We start from the raw sequence: 15,291 nt of genomic DNA on the forward strand, positions 1-15,291 counted from the left end.
GCCTTTCATCAAGCCTCGGCAAAACGGGGCTTGTTTTGCAGCCAGCGTTTTATCAGCTGGCATCGCATTTCCTGATTTAGCGTTGGGGATGCAGCGATCCTCTGCACCTGGGGTAACAGTTCGGCATCTCTCTGCAAATCGGCGATGCGGTGCTGGATTTCACCGGTCTGGCGTGTGCCGAGAATCTCCCCGGGGCCACGCAGTCGCAGGTCTTCCTCCGCAATAGCAAAGCCATCGCTATGTTGACGCAGTGCCTGTAGGCGTGCACGCCCATTTTGCGATAAAGGAGTACCGTAGAGCAGCACACAATGACTGGCGATGGAGCCGCGTCCCACGCGACCGCGCAGCTGGTGCAGCTGGGCCAGACCGAGCCGCTCAGGGTTTTCGATAATCATAAGGCTGGCATTGGGCACATCCACCCCCACCTCAATCACAGTGGTCGCTACCAGCAGGTCCACTTCACCCGCCTTAAAAGCGCTCATCACCTGCTCTTTTTGCTCTGGCTTGAGACGACCGTGCACCAGGGCCACGCGTACGCCATCCAGCGTTTCCGCCAGCTCCTGTGCAGTGGACTCTGCTGCCTGAGCTTGCAGGCTCTCGGACTCTTCAATCAGGGTGCAGACCCAGTAGGCCTGACGGCCTTCGGCAATGGCGCTGTGCACGCGCTCCATTACTTGGTCTCGGCGATCATTGGAAATAGCTACCGTGTTTATGGGTTGCCGCCCCGGCGGCAATTCATCAATGACGGAACAATCCAAGTCGGCAAAGGCCGACATAGCCAAGGTGCGAGGAATTGGAGTCGCAGTCATGATCAATTGGTGCGGTTGCAGCCGGCCAGTGGCACCGCTGGCTGCGCCCTTTTCACGAAGCTCCAAGCGCTGGCGTACGCCGAAGCGGTGCTGCTCATCGATAATAACCAGAACCAGGTTGTGGAAAACCACTTCCGCTTGGAAAAGTGCATGAGTTCCCACCACCAGTTGGGCATCACCACTGGCTACTTTAGCCAGCTGCTCGCGTCGCTCAGCGGCTTTCAGGCTGCCGGTGAGCTGGGCAACTTGTACGCCGAGAGGGTCGAGCCAGTTGCAGAAGTTAATCCTGTGCTGTTCCGCGAGGATTTCAGTGGGTGCCATTACGGCCACCTGGGCGCCGACGCCTATGCCCTTTAGTGCTGCCATGGCCGCCACCAGAGTCTTGCCTGCACCGACATCCCCCTGCAGCAGGCGCATCATAGGGGCGTCCCGGGCGAGATCCTCGGCGATTTCCCCGCATACCCGCTGCTGTGCGCCGGTGAGTGAAAATGGTAAACGCGAGAGAAAATCCCTCTCCAGGGACTCATTTACAGATAGCGGCGGAGCTGCAACTCTGGTGCTATTACGCCGCAGCTCCAACAGGCTTAAGTGATGAGCGAGTAATTCCTCCAACGCCAAGCGTTGCTGTGCAGGGTGTATACCAGCGCCGAGCTGCTCCAGCTGGGTACCAGCAGGAGGTGAATGCAGGTAAATCAGGGCATCCCTCAAAGGGTAACGCAGTGCCTTGGGTAATAACTCTGTGGGGAGTAACTCGGTGACGGCCCCACTTCTCAAGAGCATCACGGCTTGCTGCATCAGCCCGCGCATGCGTCCCTGGCTAACACCCTCGGTCAATGGATAAACCGGGGTGAGGGTTTCTTCTGTGGCAGAATTCTCGCTGCCAACAACCTCGGTTTCCGGGTGGTAGAGTTCTAGCCCAGCAGCGCCGCGACGGGCCTCGCCGAAGCAGCGCAGGCGTACGCCGCGGGCAAAGCGGTTTTTCTGTGCTGCAGAAAAATGGAAAAAGCGCAGTGTGATACTGCCACTCATATCCTGCAATTTCACAACCAGGCTGCGCCGCCGGCCGAAGACGATATCAGCTGCTGTTACCTCACCTTCGATGACTGCATCCATACCAGCGGTGAGCCCCGCAACCGGCACTATGCGGGTGCGGTCCTGATAGCGCAGTGGCAGGTGGAACAGTAGGTCCTGCAAGGAGTAAATATGCAGTTTGGCCAGCACCTGGGCAAACTTATCCCCTACCCCCTTGAGAGCGGTAATAGGTTGTTCTGAGAGGCTGGTTAGGGCTCGATCAGGTGACACTGGCTGATAGCCTCTCGCAGGATATCAATGGCGCGGTGGCGTGGGAAGCTGGCGCGCCAGGCCAGGGCGACGGTGCGACGAGGCCCCGGTGCAACAAATGGGCGGGTCTCCAGCAGGCCGCTCGCATATTGTGAAGCTGTAGCTGCAGACAGGGGCAGTACCGTGATGCCCAGCCCCGAAGCCACCATATGGCGCAAGGTTTCCAATGAGCTTCCATCGGCGGCGGTGCGGATGCCGCCACCGTTATCTTTTTCCATGGTCAACTGGAGGTGTGGGCAGGCCTCTAGTACCTGATCGCGGAAACAGTGTCCCTCACCTAGTAAAAGTACATTGTCACCAGTCAATTGTTCCGGGTCGATAGTCTCAAACTGGGTGAGAGGGTGACCGGATGGCATCAGCACCACAAAAGGTTCATCGTAGAGGGGCTGTGTCACGACATCAGGCTCGGTAAACGGCAGCGCGATAATAATTGCGTCGAGTTCGCCTTTGCGTAAACGCTGGCGCAGAGTGGCAGTATACCCCTCCTCCACATACAGAGGCATATCTGGGGCCAGGTGTTGCAACTGGGGAATGAAGTGTGGGAACAAGTAGGGGCCAATGGTAAAGATTGCTCCGACAGAGAGAGGGCTGGAAAGCTGGTCCTTACCGGCGCTGGCGATATCTTTGATTGCCGCAGACTGTTCGAGCACAAGTTGGGCCTGGGCGACAATTCGCTCTCCTAGTGGTGTCGCCTGTACCCGGGTCTTGGAGCGCTCAAACAGCGCAACACCCAATTCCTTTTCCAGTTTTTTCACTGCAATGGACAGGGTCGGCTGGCTCACGAAACAGCGCTCGGCGGCACGGCCGAAATGCTGTTCCTGGGCGAGGGTGACTATATAACGCAATTCATTGAGGGTCATGGTAAAGACAATTAAATGGTCTCAGGTGATAGCTATTATTCATAAATAATAGCTGCTCGCCAATACTGTGTCTCACCCTGCCCCTAGCCTTCTGCCTGGAGACTGAAAGTTGGAAAAATTTACCAATTGTGGACGTCGATAGGGGATTGAGGCGCAAAATTTTGCTATATCTTATGGGGGCATACCGAACGGAGAAACGTCATGGGAGTTCTATCCTGGATCATTCTCGGACTTATTGCCGGCGCATTGGCCAAGTGGATCATGCCAGGCAAAGACCCTGGTGGCTGGATAGTGACTATGGTCATCGGCATTATCGGTGCGTTTATCGGAGGCTGGCTCGGTGCCTTAATTGGTTTCGGCGGACCCGTGACCGGTTTCGGATTTGGCGACATAATAACAGCGACCATTGGTGCGATAATCTTTCTCGCTGTATACCGTTTACTCAAGCGGCGCGGTAACTAGTTCAAAACCAGAGCGGCAGTTTGATTTGTGGGGCATAAGCTGCCCCGCTTCGGTATCCATGGATGGTGGTATCGCAATCGTTTGCGGGTTAATTTTGGAGGGCCCGGAGTGATCGGGTGAGAAGGATCTGTGTTGCAGAGGATCTTATGTTTCTCCAACAGGACTCAACAGCATAAAAATTAAGGGAATATGACGGTTGGTGCGGCACTTGGCACCCTCCGCCGAGAACTATATGACACAACAAGAAAAGCTTTGGATCCTTGGGTGTGGTGACCTTGGGGCGCGCCTCGCGCTGAATATCGACCGGAAGAAATACAGCGTTTTCGGAATGCGTCGTAACCCACTGGTGGCTTTGGCGAGTAAGCGCCGCGCCGATGTTGTTAACTGGCGCAGGGGAGATGCCACAAAGGCCGGTGACATTGAGCGCCTGCTGGCAGATGGTGCCGATATCATACTCGCCACATTTACCCCCGACGAACACACACCTAATGGATACCAGCGTGCTTATGTAGAGACTGCTCGGGCTCTCGCCGAGGCGATCCCGCACCTGCCTAAACCTCCGCGCCTGGTGTTTTGGGTATCTTCCACCCGGGTTTACGGTCAGAGCGGCGATGATTTTATCGATGAACAGACTCCCCCTGTCCCCAGTGGTTTTCAGGGAGAGGCTCTGCTGGCTGCGGAGGATATCATCCGCTCGGCGATGCCCGGCACTTGCATAGTGCGTTTTGCCGGTATTTATGGGCCGGGCCGTGACCGCCTGCTTTCCCAGGTACGTGCCGGACGCTGTGCCCCTCCGCAACCTCCACAGTACAGCAATCGCATTCATGTGGATGACTGCATTGGCTTTTTATTGCATCTAATTGAGAGACATAAACAGGGCTGGTCCCCAGAAAACTTATATATTGGTGCCGATAGCAAGCCGGTGCCCATGTATGAGTTGCAGCAGTGGCTGGTGAAGGCGATGGGCTATACCAGTGCCCATTTGCGCGAGATAGTGCAAACCAGTGAGCGTCGATCTAAGAAGCTCAGTAATCAGCGAATGCTGGCCAGCGGCTACGAGCTGAAGTATCCGGATTATAAAGTGGGCTATAGCGCCCTTCTTGAAGCGGAAGGGTAGAGATGAGCCGGGCGATTGGCCCGGCTTTATTTTGCATTGTAGAAAATCAGGGCACCATTACGCCTTCGGCTTCAAACTGGGCCCCCAGTGGGAGCTCTTTGACGACTACAGTGGCCCGTGCTGGATAAGGCTCCTGGAAAAATTCAGCCATGATTTCATTGACCGCAGCAAAATTACCGCTGTCGGTGATGAACAAGTTCAGCTTCACAATATGATTGAGTGAGCCATCTGCCGCTTCACACACGGCACTCAGGTTGCGAAATACCTGGCGTGCTTCATCGGCGAAGCTGCCTGAAACCATCTGCTGATTTTTTGGGTCCAGCCCTATCTGCCCGGATAGGTAAACCGTGTTGTTAACCTTCACCGCTTGTGAATAGGTACCAGCTGCAGCCGGAGCCTTGTCAGTTTTGATAATTGCGCGGTTGGGCATGCGGGGCACTCCATTACTTATTGGTATTTACGGAAAGCGGCTAAATATAACGTGCTTTGATGGCAAATGTCAGCGTTACTGGCAGCCATCATTGCATTGCTAAGAGGCATAAATAATGAGCTGATAAGCGCCTTAGGGGCGGGAGATACGGATTACTGATGGCAGGTTGCGCAGTCGTTTCATCACCCTTGCCAGATGCACCCGCCCACTCACTTCCAGCGTCAGGGAGATCACGCTATTGTGCGCATCTTTTTCATCCACATTGATTTGTTCAATGCTGGCCCCCTCCTCGGTAATGCGGGTGGCTAGACGCGCAATAATGCCTCGCTCCGATTCAACCTCCACGCGAACATCACCGAGGAATTCTCCAGTTACGTCGGGAGACCAGTTCACCAGCATCAGGTTTTCTGGGTGTTCACGGAACTCACTGGTGTTGCGGCAGGTATCGCGGTGTACCACAACGCCTTTTCCGGAGCTGATATGACCCAGGATGGTATCCCCGGGAATCGGGCGACAGCAGCGTGCAAAACTGATCATCATGCCCTCCTGGGCATCGATCGTCAGTGGTGAAGAAATATTGCCGGTTTCCGCCTCTTCACTGTGGGCTGGTGCCAGTAGCTTTGCGGCGGAGAAGGCGACCTTATTGCCCAGGCCTATCTCTTCGAGCAACTTGTCCAGTGTCGCGCACTTGGCTTCCTGTAGGCCACGTTCCAATTGTTCCGGAGTGAGCTCCTCCAGGCGCGTGTCGAATTTTCCCAGAGCCTTTTCCAGCAGGCGTCGTCCCAGGGCAATAGAGTCGTGGTGACGCTGGTGCTTTAGGAAGTGCCGAATTGCACTGCGCGCCTTGGCAGTGACGACAAAATTGAGCCAGTTGGGATTCGGCTGGGCACTTTTACGGGTGAGGATTTCCACTCTCTGACCGCTTTCGAGGGGTTGCGATAGCGGCGCCAGGCGCTGATTAATACGCACCGCTACACAGGAGTTGCCGATATCCGTATGCACCGAGTAGGCGAAATCCACGGCAGTGGCACCGGCTGGCAGGTCGACAATCTGACCTTTGGGGGTGAATACGTACACCTCATCGGGGAACAGATCGATTTTAACGTTTTCAATAAACTCCAACGAGTCACCAGCGCGTTGCTGCATTTCCAGCAAGCCCTGCACCCAGCGGCGCGCGCGCACTTGGCTGGTGCCGCCGGTATTAATCACTTCATCTCCGGAAGCTTTGTACAACCAGTGGGCAGCAATGCCACTATTGGCCATCTCATCCATTTCCTTGGTACGAACCTGTACCTCGATTGGTACCCCATGCATGCCGAGCAAAACGGTGTGCAGTGATTGGTAGCCATTGGATTTGGGGATGGCGACGTAGTCTTTAAATTCGGAAATGACCGGCTTATACAGGCTGTGCATCACACCTAAAACCCGGTAACAGGTATCCACGCTGTCCACGATAATGCGGAAGGCGTAGACATCCATGATTTCCTTAAATGACTTCTTCTTGGCGCGCATCTTCTGATAGATGCTGTATAGATGTTTCTCGCGGCCAATGACCAGAGAGCTGATCCCCTCTCGCTGCAGGCGCAACTCGATAGCATTCTGGATTTGTTCTAACAGCTCCTTGCGATTGCCGCGCGCGGCTACAAGGGCGGCGCGTAACCGGCTGGCGCGCAGTGGATAGATTGCGAAGAAGGCGCGGTCCTCAAACTCGATACGCACATCATTCATGCCCAGGCGATGGGCGATAGGGGCGTAGATTTCGAGGGTCTCCCGGGCGATGCGTGCGCGTTTTTGCGGTTTTAGCGCGCCCAGCGTACGCATGTTATGCAGTCGGTCAGCGAGTTTGACCAGGATTACGCGGATATCACGCGCCATGGCCAGGGCCATCTTCTGGAAGTTCTCTGCCTGCTTTTCTGCCGCACTGTCAGTTTCAAACTGGGTCAGTTTGGAGACGCCGTCGACAATATCGGCCACCTCGCTGCCAAACTGCTCAGCCAGAGCTGCCTTTGGAATCCCGGTATCCTCAATCACGTCGTGCAGCATGGCCGCGGCCAGGCTCTCGTGATCCATATGCATGCCCGCAAGGATGGTAGCCACCGCCAGTGGGTGAGTTACATAGGGCTCGCCGGAGCGACGCTGCTGGCCGTCGTGGGCCTGCTCCGCATAGAAGTAGGCGCGACGGACTATCTGGATCTGATCGGGGGGCAGGTATGAAGAGAGGCGGTGGGCCAGACTATCGATGGTGTGCAATGCCGCGCGCGCCTCTCGTATAACTCATAGACTTCCAGTTCGAACAGGCCAGGATCAGATTTCCTGGTCTGATAGGTAGGCCGGGGCCACCATGGGGGCCGGGGCTTCTTCGCGATCCGGCTGGTCGAGGATGCTGGCATCTACCAGGCCTTCCTCGATCTCCCGCAGGGCGATTACTGTGGGTTTATCATTCTCTTCTGGAACCATGGGATCCTGGCCGCCAGTAGCAATCTGGCGGGCGCGCTTGCTGCCCACGATAACGAGTTCGAAGCGGTTGTCGACGTGCTCGAGGCAATCTTCAACTGTGATACGTGCCATAAACTTTCGGTTCCATTCACTGTGCCCATAAGGGCAAATTCTGTTCGGGAGGACCGGTTATTTTACCGGACCGCGGAGTGTACGCAATTCGATCAATCGGCTCAATGGCGCAGCAATGCCTTTAATAGCTCGCCATGGCGCAGCTGTTGTTGCCCGAGGCGCTGGCGCTGGGCTGTGATAATGCAACTTAGCTCCATCAGGGCCTGGTCGAAATTATCGTTAATCACCAGGTAATCTGCTTCGACATAATGTGTCATCTCATCGATGGCCTGGTCCATGCGCCGTTCTATAACAGCCTGGTCATCCTGGCCGCGCCCGGTGAGGCGCTGGCGCAATGCCTCCTGAGAGGGAGGCAGAATAAATATGCCCACCGTATCTGGAAGCAGACGCCGTACCTGGGCGGCCCCCTGCCAGTCGATCTCCAGGATCACATCGCGGCCACTGTTGAGAACTTCTTCAATACTGCCTTTGGCTGTGCCGTAGTAGTTGTCTCCATATACCTGGGCGTGCTCGAGGAAGGCATTTTCTTCGAGCATTGCCAGAAACTCTTTGCGCTCGATAAAGTGGTAGTCGACACCGTTGACCTCACCGGGGCGCATGGCACGGGTGGTATGGGAAATGGAGACGGTGACTTGGGTGTCGTTGTCCACCAGCGCCTTTACCAGACTGGTCTTCCCCGCACCCGAGGGTGCAGATACGGTATAGAGAGTTCCTGTAGGCACAACTGATCCTATTCGAAGGCAAAGCGTGCATTATAACCGAAGCGGTTAGATTCGCGCTGTCTCAAACGGCGGGGTATGCATGGGAGGCTAAACCCCGGCCGGAGTTGGGGGTATGTGTTGGGAGTTCCAGAAGTGCGCTACAGACTGCACCCCTGAGACCGGCCGGGATCGCCCAGCAGGAGTTTGCTCAATCACCACCAACATCATGCGACTGAGGTTGCCCCTTGTTGCTAATCGCTAACGACAGCGACTTTATCCTCTTTGTCAGTGATTGCCAACCACCACCACATCAGCGCGCTGACAGAAATATAGGCCATAAAAAGTGGGACAAATTGGGTATTTAGCAACGGTAATAGTGCAACCAGGAGCGCCAAGCGCAGGGGTTCCAGATATTTCACCCAGTGGTGGCCATCGAGAATGCGGCCGTTGATAACCAGGCTGAAAACCAGCAGGGCAACTACCGAGATTAGATAGGCAAAGTTCAGCGATTCGTAATACCAGAGTAAGGCCAGGGTTGCGGCGGAGTAACATAGGTGCTGGGCCAGTGCATACACACGGCGGGCATGGCGAATAGGTGGGTCGTAGCGCTGAAAATGTGCCAGGTTGGTAGAGGGTACAGGCATAGCCGCCTCGGCGTCGGCGGGCCTGTAACCGGTGCGGCGGAACCAGAGGGTGAGCTTGTCCCACCAGCTCTTTGTATACCAGGCGTCCTTAGCCATGCGTTTCAGGTGCTGAAGGTTGGCAGCAAGAGGGTCGAAGGTGTTAAGCGCTTTGCGCACACCGTAAATACAGGGCTCATGCTCAAGCTCCTCTTGATAAGTGCCAAACAGCCGGTCCCACAGAATCAGGATGCCGCCGTAGTTTTTATCCACATAGACCTTGTTTTGCGCATGGTGCACACGATGATTGGAGGGGGTTATAAACAGCCATTCCATCCAGCGGACTTTGGGAATCTTTTGCGTGTGTACCCAGAACTGATAAATCAGATCCAGTGCACCGGCAACGATCACCATTTCCGCCGGCAAGCCGATAAGCAATAGTGGTAGATAGAAAACCCAATCCAATTGCAGCCCGCCACTGGACTGGCGTAGGGCGGTACTCAGGTTGTAGTCCTCACTTTGATGATGCACCAGATGTTCGGCCCAAAACACATTGATTTCATGGCAGATGCGATGCTTCCAGTAATAACAGAAATCGTAGGCGATTACGGCGATCAGCAGGTGCCAGCCGTTACTGATGGACCAGTCGAAACCCATTGCTTGGTAGTAAGGTTGTAGTAGTTGGAACAGAGGGATATAGATAATCAGGAAAAGGCTTTTATAAGTCAGTCCCAGGATTCTGCTAAGGATGCCGGTGCTGAGATTGCCCAGGGTGTCGTTAAGGCGGTAGACCCCCCAACCTCTCCAGCGGTCTAGGGCAAGCTCTGCCAGAATGGCGAACAGGAAAAAGGGGATAGCGTAGGTAATCAGACTCACGGCGACCTCTTATAGTTATTGCTCGATACCGTCTTACCTGACTTTGCCATAGGGGCTGTGCAGGGCAAATGTCCGCAGGAGCTGGATTCCGAAATCCGTCAGCGTTAGTTTGAGAAGGTTAGCTTCTAAGCACAGAATCTCCCTAGTTGGACGTCTGCGCCGGGGCTGGGTCAAATAGCTTCCCTATCATCTGCTCTACTGCCGCGCGGTCCGAGGTGGCACGGAGGAAAGTGCGCAGCCCGATCATTTGAACCTGTAGCTGGCGGGCGAGTAGCTCTGAATTTGTATCCTGGGGCAGCTCTCCAGCGCTTACCGCCTCCTCCACATAGAGGCGAAACTTTTCACCATGTGCAGCCAGCAAGGAGCGGGCCTCGTCCAATAGCGTCTCCTCCCCTTCATCCAGCTCAGAGATGGCTTTGGCCAATAAGCAGAGCTCGTTTGGGGCATCAACGTCATCACCAAGCAGTATGTAGCGGAAATAGGCGCGCAAGCCGCCCAGAGTGCTTGTCTCTTCTGTCATACAGCGATGGAGTAATTCATCGCGGTTTTGCGCGTAATAGGCGAGAACTTCTTTGAAAAGACCAGATTTACTGCCAAAAGCTGCATAAATACTGCCAGGTCGAAGATTGGTGGCCTGCTGCAGGTCACGGGTCGATGTGGCGTGAAATCCATTTTGCCAGAAAAGCCTAGTCGCCTTCTGTAGTACTTCCCGACGATTGAATTTCGCGGTGTTCGCCATGCAGCCTCCAATTGAGCAATTGCTCAAATTTTACCCTTTCAAGGGGTGTACGCCAATTACCATTTAATATTGAACAGTCGCTCAATATTGGGTAGTCTGAGCCTCACTTGATCGATCGCTCAAGTATTTAACCCAAACAATGAAGGTAGGTTCAGCGATGAAAGAGTTTCAAATTTACGACCTTGAAAGCGCACCAGAAGACAGCAAACCCCTCCTACAGAAATCTCTCAAGGCATTTGGGTATATTCCTAACTTGCATGGGGTTATGGCGGAGTCTCCCCAGGCCCTTGCTGCTTACCAGGATTTACACCAGTATTTTCTGAATACTTCATTTACAGCTGAGGAAATGACAGTGGTGTGGCAAACCATCAATGTGGAGCACAACTGCCACTACTGTGTGCCGGCACACAGTGCCATTGCCAAGGCGATGAAGGTGGCAGACGAAGTAAATGAGGCTCTTAGAAATAAGACATCCCTGCCAACTGAAAAGCTAGAAGTACTCAGGGATACCACCCTGGCGATTGTCCGTGAGCGCGGTGTGATTTCAGATGAGGTATTGGAGCGCTTTTATGCGGCTGGTTACAATCGACAGAGCCTGCTCGAGATAATTGCCGGAGTTGCGCAGAAAGTGATGAGCAATTACATCAATCATTTTGCTGATACACCGGTGGATACACAATTTGCTGCATTTGCTCGCTAGCTAAAACTGAATAGTTTGAGAGCAGAAAAGAAAAGGCCGGTAAATGCCGGCCTTTTCCAATAATGGTAAATTTAACTTGCCGCTTAGGGCACGGCTTCCGCCTCCAGGGTTGCACCAGTATAGGACCTGTAGCCGTATACGGTGATATCCCAGGTACCAGACTGCGGGTTATTGATGGTGCAGCTTTCGTTATTGCTCGACTCTCTAGAGGTGCATGCCCATTGTGAGGCATTGCTGTGTCCCACGTACAGGTCTGCATCACCCTCGCCACCGTACATTTGTACGTTCAGGGAAGAGGTACCAGCCGCCACTTCGATAGTGAAGTCCTGCCGACTGCGCCAGCCGCCGGAGAGGTTGGTCTCTGTCCAGCTCACCCCATCGCCATTTCCGTTGCCACCGCCATCATCGCCGCTGGCCATGGCTACAGCTGCCGCCGCATCGACAATACCGGTACCACAGCTGCTGCATGAGGACGGGAAGCTACGGGCAGTGCTGGTTAGGATTGATTCCACCTCGTCCGGGCTCAGGTTCGGGTTGACTGAGTAGAGCAGCGCGGCAGCACCGGCAACGTGAGGCGCGGCCATGCTGGTGCCTTGGCTGTAGAAATAGCTATCACTGCTTGGGTTTGTTGCACCGCTGTTGTGTGTGGACAGAATACCATTCGGGTCGTTGAGGAAGCTCTGTGCTCCACCCGGTGCGGCAACATCCACTACATTGCCGTAGTTGGAGTAGTAAGAGCGCCCGCCGTTACGGTTAGTTGCTGCAACCGTAATAACTCCATTACAGCTTGCCGGGCTGAACTGGCTGGCATTGGTATTGTCATTACCAGCGGCAACTACAACGGTGGCGCCCAGGCTGCGGGCGGTATTGATAGCATTTTGGGTTGTAGTATCACAACTACCGCCGCCACCAAGACTCAGGTTGAGTACTTGGGCTGGATTAGCATTAGTCGGCAGGCCACTGACGGAACCGCCTGCTCCCCAAATAATGCCGTCGGCAATATCAGAGGTATAACCACCACAGCGACCGAGTACACGAATCGGAACGACCTTGGCCTTATAGGCGACCCCGGCGATGCCCATATTGTTATTGGTGACCCCGGCAATAGTGCCGGCTACGTGAGTGCCGTGCCAGCTGCTGTCACTTTCTGAGGGGATACGTGGATCATCGCCACAGGCCTTATTGGTGTACCAGTCACCTGGATCAGTGGCATCGCTATCGCGGCCGTCTCCATCCACAGAGACAAAGGTATCAGAAATCATGTCATAGCCCGGCAGAATGTTGCCGACCAGATCGGGGTGTGGGCGATAACCGGTATCAAGTACGGCGACAACAGCTCCTTCACCCTGGGTTACATCCCAAGCTGAAGGCAGGTTCAGGCCGCCGGTGGTCTCAAAATAGTGCCATTGATTGAGATAGCTCGGGTCATTAGGTGTGGCCATAGCGCGCATAATACGGTCAGGCTCGGCATACTCCACATCCGGATCCTGCTTCAGGCGGCTGATAATGGCTTCCAGCTCAGCTTTATTTTTCCGCCCCTCAAGGCGCATTACTTGTGCACCGGTAGCCATACGGCGTAGGTGACGCATCTTGTGGCCGGCGCGACGAGAAGCCTTTTCCACAGTCTCTTGGGCCATAGTGGCAGCCCGACCGACCTTGGCGTTATTTTTATATTTTACGATGATGCGATCGGTCAGCAGAGTGTTGTCCGCCTCTTCTGCATGGGCAGCGAAGGGTGCCGCGCACAGTATTGAAAGTGAGCTCGCTAAAGCTGTCTTTTGAAAAAGAGTTTTCAATGATGATTTCATTATTGTTATTTCTCCGAGATTCTATTTGTCCGGATGCCAGTCAGTGTTCTGGCAGGCCGGCCACTCCTGTGTCACCTCGTATTGGCAAAATAAATTTGCCAAACGGGTTAGCCAAAAAACTGCCAATCACGTGATCAATTAGTCAGTTTCACTAAAATTGGTACCAGAGTTTCAATCGGGCACAGGTATATAACGATATCGAAATCATTATCCTCAGTGAAAACCCAATAAAACTTGTGGCTTTTTGCGACAAATTTATAAGTTTTGAAAAAAAAGTCAGGTATTGAGAAATTGTCTATTGAGGAAGTGTGCTGCAGTTCTCATTGAAAATGAGAGCGAAGAGAATATAAGAATTGTTATGAAAAAAATTAATACAATTTTCTGCTAGACAGGAAGTATCGTTATGTTTTTCGAAGTGGTTTTTTTCTTTAGCTAGCTTGAATTCTTAGACCTTTCATCAGAGGCAAATTAGCCCTGGGATTCAACTAAGACGGTGATCCTATTTGATATCTTTAAGAATGAGACATTGCTCTCAGATTTTATTAATTCAGGGAAGGTTAAGTCTGTTTGGGCTCAGAAGGATGCTTTGAATGTTTGTGAAAGGTGCGCTTTAATTATTTATATTTTATTTTGAAAGGCTTTTATTTCTATCTCGGGTTTGATGTGTATAACCACTCTGAAGACTAACAGTCTCACGTAGTTGATGTCGCTTACCGGGCTATATTATAGCTGGGAGTGTGCGCCCAAAGCCTCGCCGCCAATATGCCAAAGATGAAGCCAAATAGGTGTGACTCCCAGGAAATATAATTTCCTTTAGGCAGCAGGCCAATAATCATTCCCCCATAAAAAATCCCTATAAAGATGGACACAATTAATCGACTAAACTGCCTGCTGATAAATCCAGCCATTAGCAAAAAACCGAAATAACCATAGATTATCGAACTTGCCCCCAGGTGGTTTCCGTCTCTTGCAAATAGCCAAACGGTAAGCCCGGTAGTAACTAAAATAGCGATTGTTATTTTCAGGTAGGTTTTAACTCCATATTGTAATACCAAAAAGCTAAATACGCACAGAGTTACTATGTTTGATAAAAAGTGCCACACACTTCCATGTAGCAGTGGAGCGGAAAAAATATGAGGTAGATGGCTGAGAGACCTTGGGACTAGGCCGAAATGATTTAGTGATCGCCCCGTAATTATATTGATAATTTCAATAGTGGCTAATACAAAAAAAATTGCTCCAGCCCATTTAAAACTTTTACGCATAAATTTTAATTTTTAACGTGGGGAAGACTAAAAAGAATAGTTCTGTCGAAGGTGGGAGAATATAGAGCCTTCACTTTAGTTGTAAAAGCCCTATGGTTTTCCTACTCAATATTCTGTACTTGCTCACGCATCTGCTCGATTAATACTTTCAGTTCTACAGCTGCTTGAGTGGTGTCAGTCACAATGGACTTTGATGAAAGAGTGTTGGCTTCCCGGTTAAACTCCTGCATCAGGAAATCAAGGCGTCGGCCAATTGCGCCACCGCCGGCGAGCACGCGGCGGGTTTCTGCAGTATGGGCACTCAGACGGTCCAGCTCTTCATCAACATCGGCTTTTTGAGCCAGTAGCACTATCTCTTGCTCAAGACGCTCCTTATCCAGGTCCACAGAAAGCTCTTCCAGGCGGCTGCGTAGCTTTTCCCGTTGGGCTTCCAGTATTTGTGGGAGCAGTTCGCGAACATTAGCCACCTGCTCTTCAATTCCTTTGAGACGGGCTTCAATAAACTTTGCCAGCTCTGCGCCCTCGCGTTCGCGATTTGCGCGTAACTGCTGCAACGCCTCGTGAAATGCCTTCAGGATAGTTGCTGACTGCTGCTCGGTATCGGCTTCCGGCTCGCTGATCACTCCGGGCCACTGTAATAGCTGCAGAGGATTTAATGGCTGTATCTCTTCACCTGCAGCCACTTGTTTGGCGGCCTGAATTAATGCCTGTGCTAGGGGCTGGTTTATTTCGAGGCCGCTACTCTCCACACCGTTAGGTTTGATGGTCAGGGTGAGTTCAAGCTTTCCGCGGGACAGGGTTTTGCGTAGAGTGTCACGTAACTGGGCCTCTAAAGGACGTCCAACCTCTGGCAGACGAAAATGGGGCTCTAGGTAGCGATGATTAACCGAGCGCAGTTCCCAGATAGTGGTCCCTGTAGCGTAAGTGCCTTCGGCGCGGCCGAAAGCAGTCATGCTCCGCACTTTGTTTTGTTCCCGGTTATTGGCCATTGCTGA

General features: G+C 53.1%; 14 protein-coding genes. 3 read left to right on the plus strand and 11 right to left on the minus strand.

What is annotated here, in order from left to right; translation table 11 throughout:
• Nucleotides 1-8: 8 nt before the first annotated feature.
• Nucleotides 9-2,111 carry an ATP-dependent DNA helicase RecG gene (recG, locus tag G367_RS0114970; protein WP_020413959.1) on the minus strand — a complete coding sequence of 701 codons (2,103 nt, stop codon included), beginning with the start codon at nucleotides 2,109-2,111 and terminating at the stop codon, nucleotides 9-11.
• Entirely contained in the window at nucleotides 2,090-3,010 is a 921-nt protein-coding gene (locus G367_RS0114975; RefSeq protein WP_020413960.1) for a hydrogen peroxide-inducible genes activator, read from the minus strand. Before G367_RS0114975 ends, recG begins: the two co-directional genes overlap by 22 nt.
• A 201-nt stretch (nucleotides 3,011-3,211) precedes the next feature.
• On the opposite strand from G367_RS0114975, the gene G367_RS0114980 reads away from it, so the two are divergent.
• Entirely contained in the window at nucleotides 3,212-3,472 is a 261-nt protein-coding gene (locus G367_RS0114980) for a GlsB/YeaQ/YmgE family stress response membrane protein (protein ID WP_020413961.1), read from the plus strand.
• Between the two features lie 232 nt (nucleotides 3,473-3,704).
• Complete coding sequence (locus G367_RS0114985; RefSeq protein WP_157533535.1) at nucleotides 3,705-4,589, plus strand: NAD-dependent epimerase/dehydratase family protein; 885 nt, start codon at nucleotides 3,705-3,707, stop codon at nucleotides 4,587-4,589.
• A gap of 46 nt (nucleotides 4,590-4,635) precedes the next feature.
• Here the strand turns inward: G367_RS0114985 and G367_RS0114990 are convergent, their stop codons facing one another.
• The 6 genes from G367_RS0114990 to G367_RS0115015 all read right to left on the minus strand — a co-directional run bounded on the left by G367_RS0114990 (nucleotide 4,636) and on the right by G367_RS0115015 (nucleotide 10,523).
• On the minus strand, nucleotides 4,636-5,019 hold the full coding sequence (locus tag G367_RS0114990) for a RidA family protein (RefSeq protein ID WP_020413963.1): 384 nt from the start codon (nucleotides 5,017-5,019) through the stop codon (nucleotides 4,636-4,638).
• A 132-nt stretch (nucleotides 5,020-5,151) separates the two neighbouring features.
• Nucleotides 5,152-7,269 (minus strand): bifunctional GTP diphosphokinase/guanosine-3',5'-bis pyrophosphate 3'-pyrophosphohydrolase, encoded by a 2,118-nt coding sequence (spoT, locus tag G367_RS0114995; protein WP_020413964.1) that lies wholly within the window; start codon nucleotides 7,267-7,269, stop codon nucleotides 5,152-5,154.
• Nucleotides 7,270-7,323: 54 nt separating this feature from the next.
• Complete coding sequence (gene rpoZ / locus G367_RS0115000) at nucleotides 7,324-7,587, minus strand: DNA-directed RNA polymerase subunit omega (protein ID WP_020413965.1); 264 nt, start codon at nucleotides 7,585-7,587, stop codon at nucleotides 7,324-7,326.
• A 101-nt stretch (nucleotides 7,588-7,688) separates the two neighbouring features.
• Entirely contained in the window at nucleotides 7,689-8,309 is a 621-nt protein-coding gene (gmk, locus tag G367_RS0115005) for a guanylate kinase (RefSeq protein WP_020413966.1), read from the minus strand.
• A gap of 230 nt (nucleotides 8,310-8,539) precedes the next feature.
• On the minus strand, nucleotides 8,540-9,784 hold the full coding sequence (locus G367_RS0115010) for a sterol desaturase family protein (RefSeq protein WP_020413967.1): 1,245 nt from the start codon (nucleotides 9,782-9,784) through the stop codon (nucleotides 8,540-8,542).
• 142 nt (nucleotides 9,785-9,926) lie between these two features.
• Nucleotides 9,927-10,523: a TetR/AcrR family transcriptional regulator gene (locus G367_RS0115015; RefSeq protein ID WP_020413968.1), complete on the minus strand. Its 597-nt coding sequence runs from the start codon at nucleotides 10,521-10,523 to the stop codon at nucleotides 9,927-9,929.
• A 157-nt stretch (nucleotides 10,524-10,680) separates the two neighbouring features.
• Here G367_RS0115015 and G367_RS0115020 point away from each other — a divergent pair, with 157 nt between their 5' ends.
• A complete protein-coding gene (locus tag G367_RS0115020; RefSeq protein ID WP_020413969.1) occupies nucleotides 10,681-11,223 on the plus strand; it encodes a carboxymuconolactone decarboxylase family protein in 543 nt (180 codons plus the stop codon).
• An 83-nt stretch (nucleotides 11,224-11,306) separates the two neighbouring features.
• On the opposite strand, the gene G367_RS0115025 is transcribed toward G367_RS0115020, so the two are convergent.
• From G367_RS0115025 to G367_RS0115035, 3 genes are all read right to left on the minus strand, one after another.
• The gene (locus G367_RS0115025; protein ID WP_020413970.1) at nucleotides 11,307-13,031 is read right to left on the minus strand and encodes a S8 family peptidase; all 1,725 of its coding nucleotides are present in this window, start codon (nucleotides 13,029-13,031) and stop codon (nucleotides 11,307-11,309) included.
• 710 nt (nucleotides 13,032-13,741) lie between these two features.
• On the minus strand, nucleotides 13,742-14,296 hold the full coding sequence (locus G367_RS0115030; protein ID WP_026305159.1) for a rhomboid family intramembrane serine protease: 555 nt from the start codon (nucleotides 14,294-14,296) through the stop codon (nucleotides 13,742-13,744).
• A gap of 101 nt (nucleotides 14,297-14,397) precedes the next feature.
• Nucleotides 14,398-15,285: a YicC/YloC family endoribonuclease gene (locus G367_RS0115035; RefSeq protein WP_020413972.1), complete on the minus strand. Its 888-nt coding sequence runs from the start codon at nucleotides 15,283-15,285 to the stop codon at nucleotides 14,398-14,400.
• Between the last annotated feature and the right edge of the window lie 6 nt (nucleotides 15,286-15,291).

This window comes from Microbulbifer variabilis ATCC 700307 (assembly GCF_000380565.1).
GTDB lineage: Bacteria > Pseudomonadota > Gammaproteobacteria > Pseudomonadales > Cellvibrionaceae > Microbulbifer > Microbulbifer variabilis.

Coding starts and splice junctions, on each gene's coding strand:
- rpoZ (WP_020413965.1), bottom strand. CDS start 7,587: ATGGCACGTATCACAGTTGAAGATTGCCTCGAGCACGTCGACAACCGC.
- G367_RS0115035 (WP_020413972.1), bottom strand. CDS start 15,285: ATGGCCAATAACCGGGAACAAAACAAAGTGCGGAGCATGACTGCTTTC.
- G367_RS0115030 (WP_026305159.1), bottom strand. CDS start 14,296: ATGCGTAAAAGTTTTAAATGGGCTGGAGCAATTTTTTTTGTATTAGCC.
- G367_RS0115020 (WP_020413969.1), top strand. CDS start 10,681: ATGAAAGAGTTTCAAATTTACGACCTTGAAAGCGCACCAGAAGACAGC.
- G367_RS0114990 (WP_020413963.1), bottom strand. CDS start 5,019: ATGCCCAACCGCGCAATTATCAAAACTGACAAGGCTCCGGCTGCAGCT.
- G367_RS0115025 (WP_020413970.1), bottom strand. CDS start 13,031: ATGAAATCATCATTGAAAACTCTTTTTCAAAAGACAGCTTTAGCGAGC.
- G367_RS0115015 (WP_020413968.1), bottom strand. CDS start 10,523: ATGGCGAACACCGCGAAATTCAATCGTCGGGAAGTACTACAGAAGGCG.
- G367_RS0114975 (WP_020413960.1), bottom strand. CDS start 3,010: ATGACCCTCAATGAATTGCGTTATATAGTCACCCTCGCCCAGGAACAG.
- G367_RS0114985 (WP_157533535.1), top strand. CDS start 3,705: ATGACACAACAAGAAAAGCTTTGGATCCTTGGGTGTGGTGACCTTGGG.
- G367_RS0114980 (WP_020413961.1), top strand. CDS start 3,212: ATGGGAGTTCTATCCTGGATCATTCTCGGACTTATTGCCGGCGCATTG.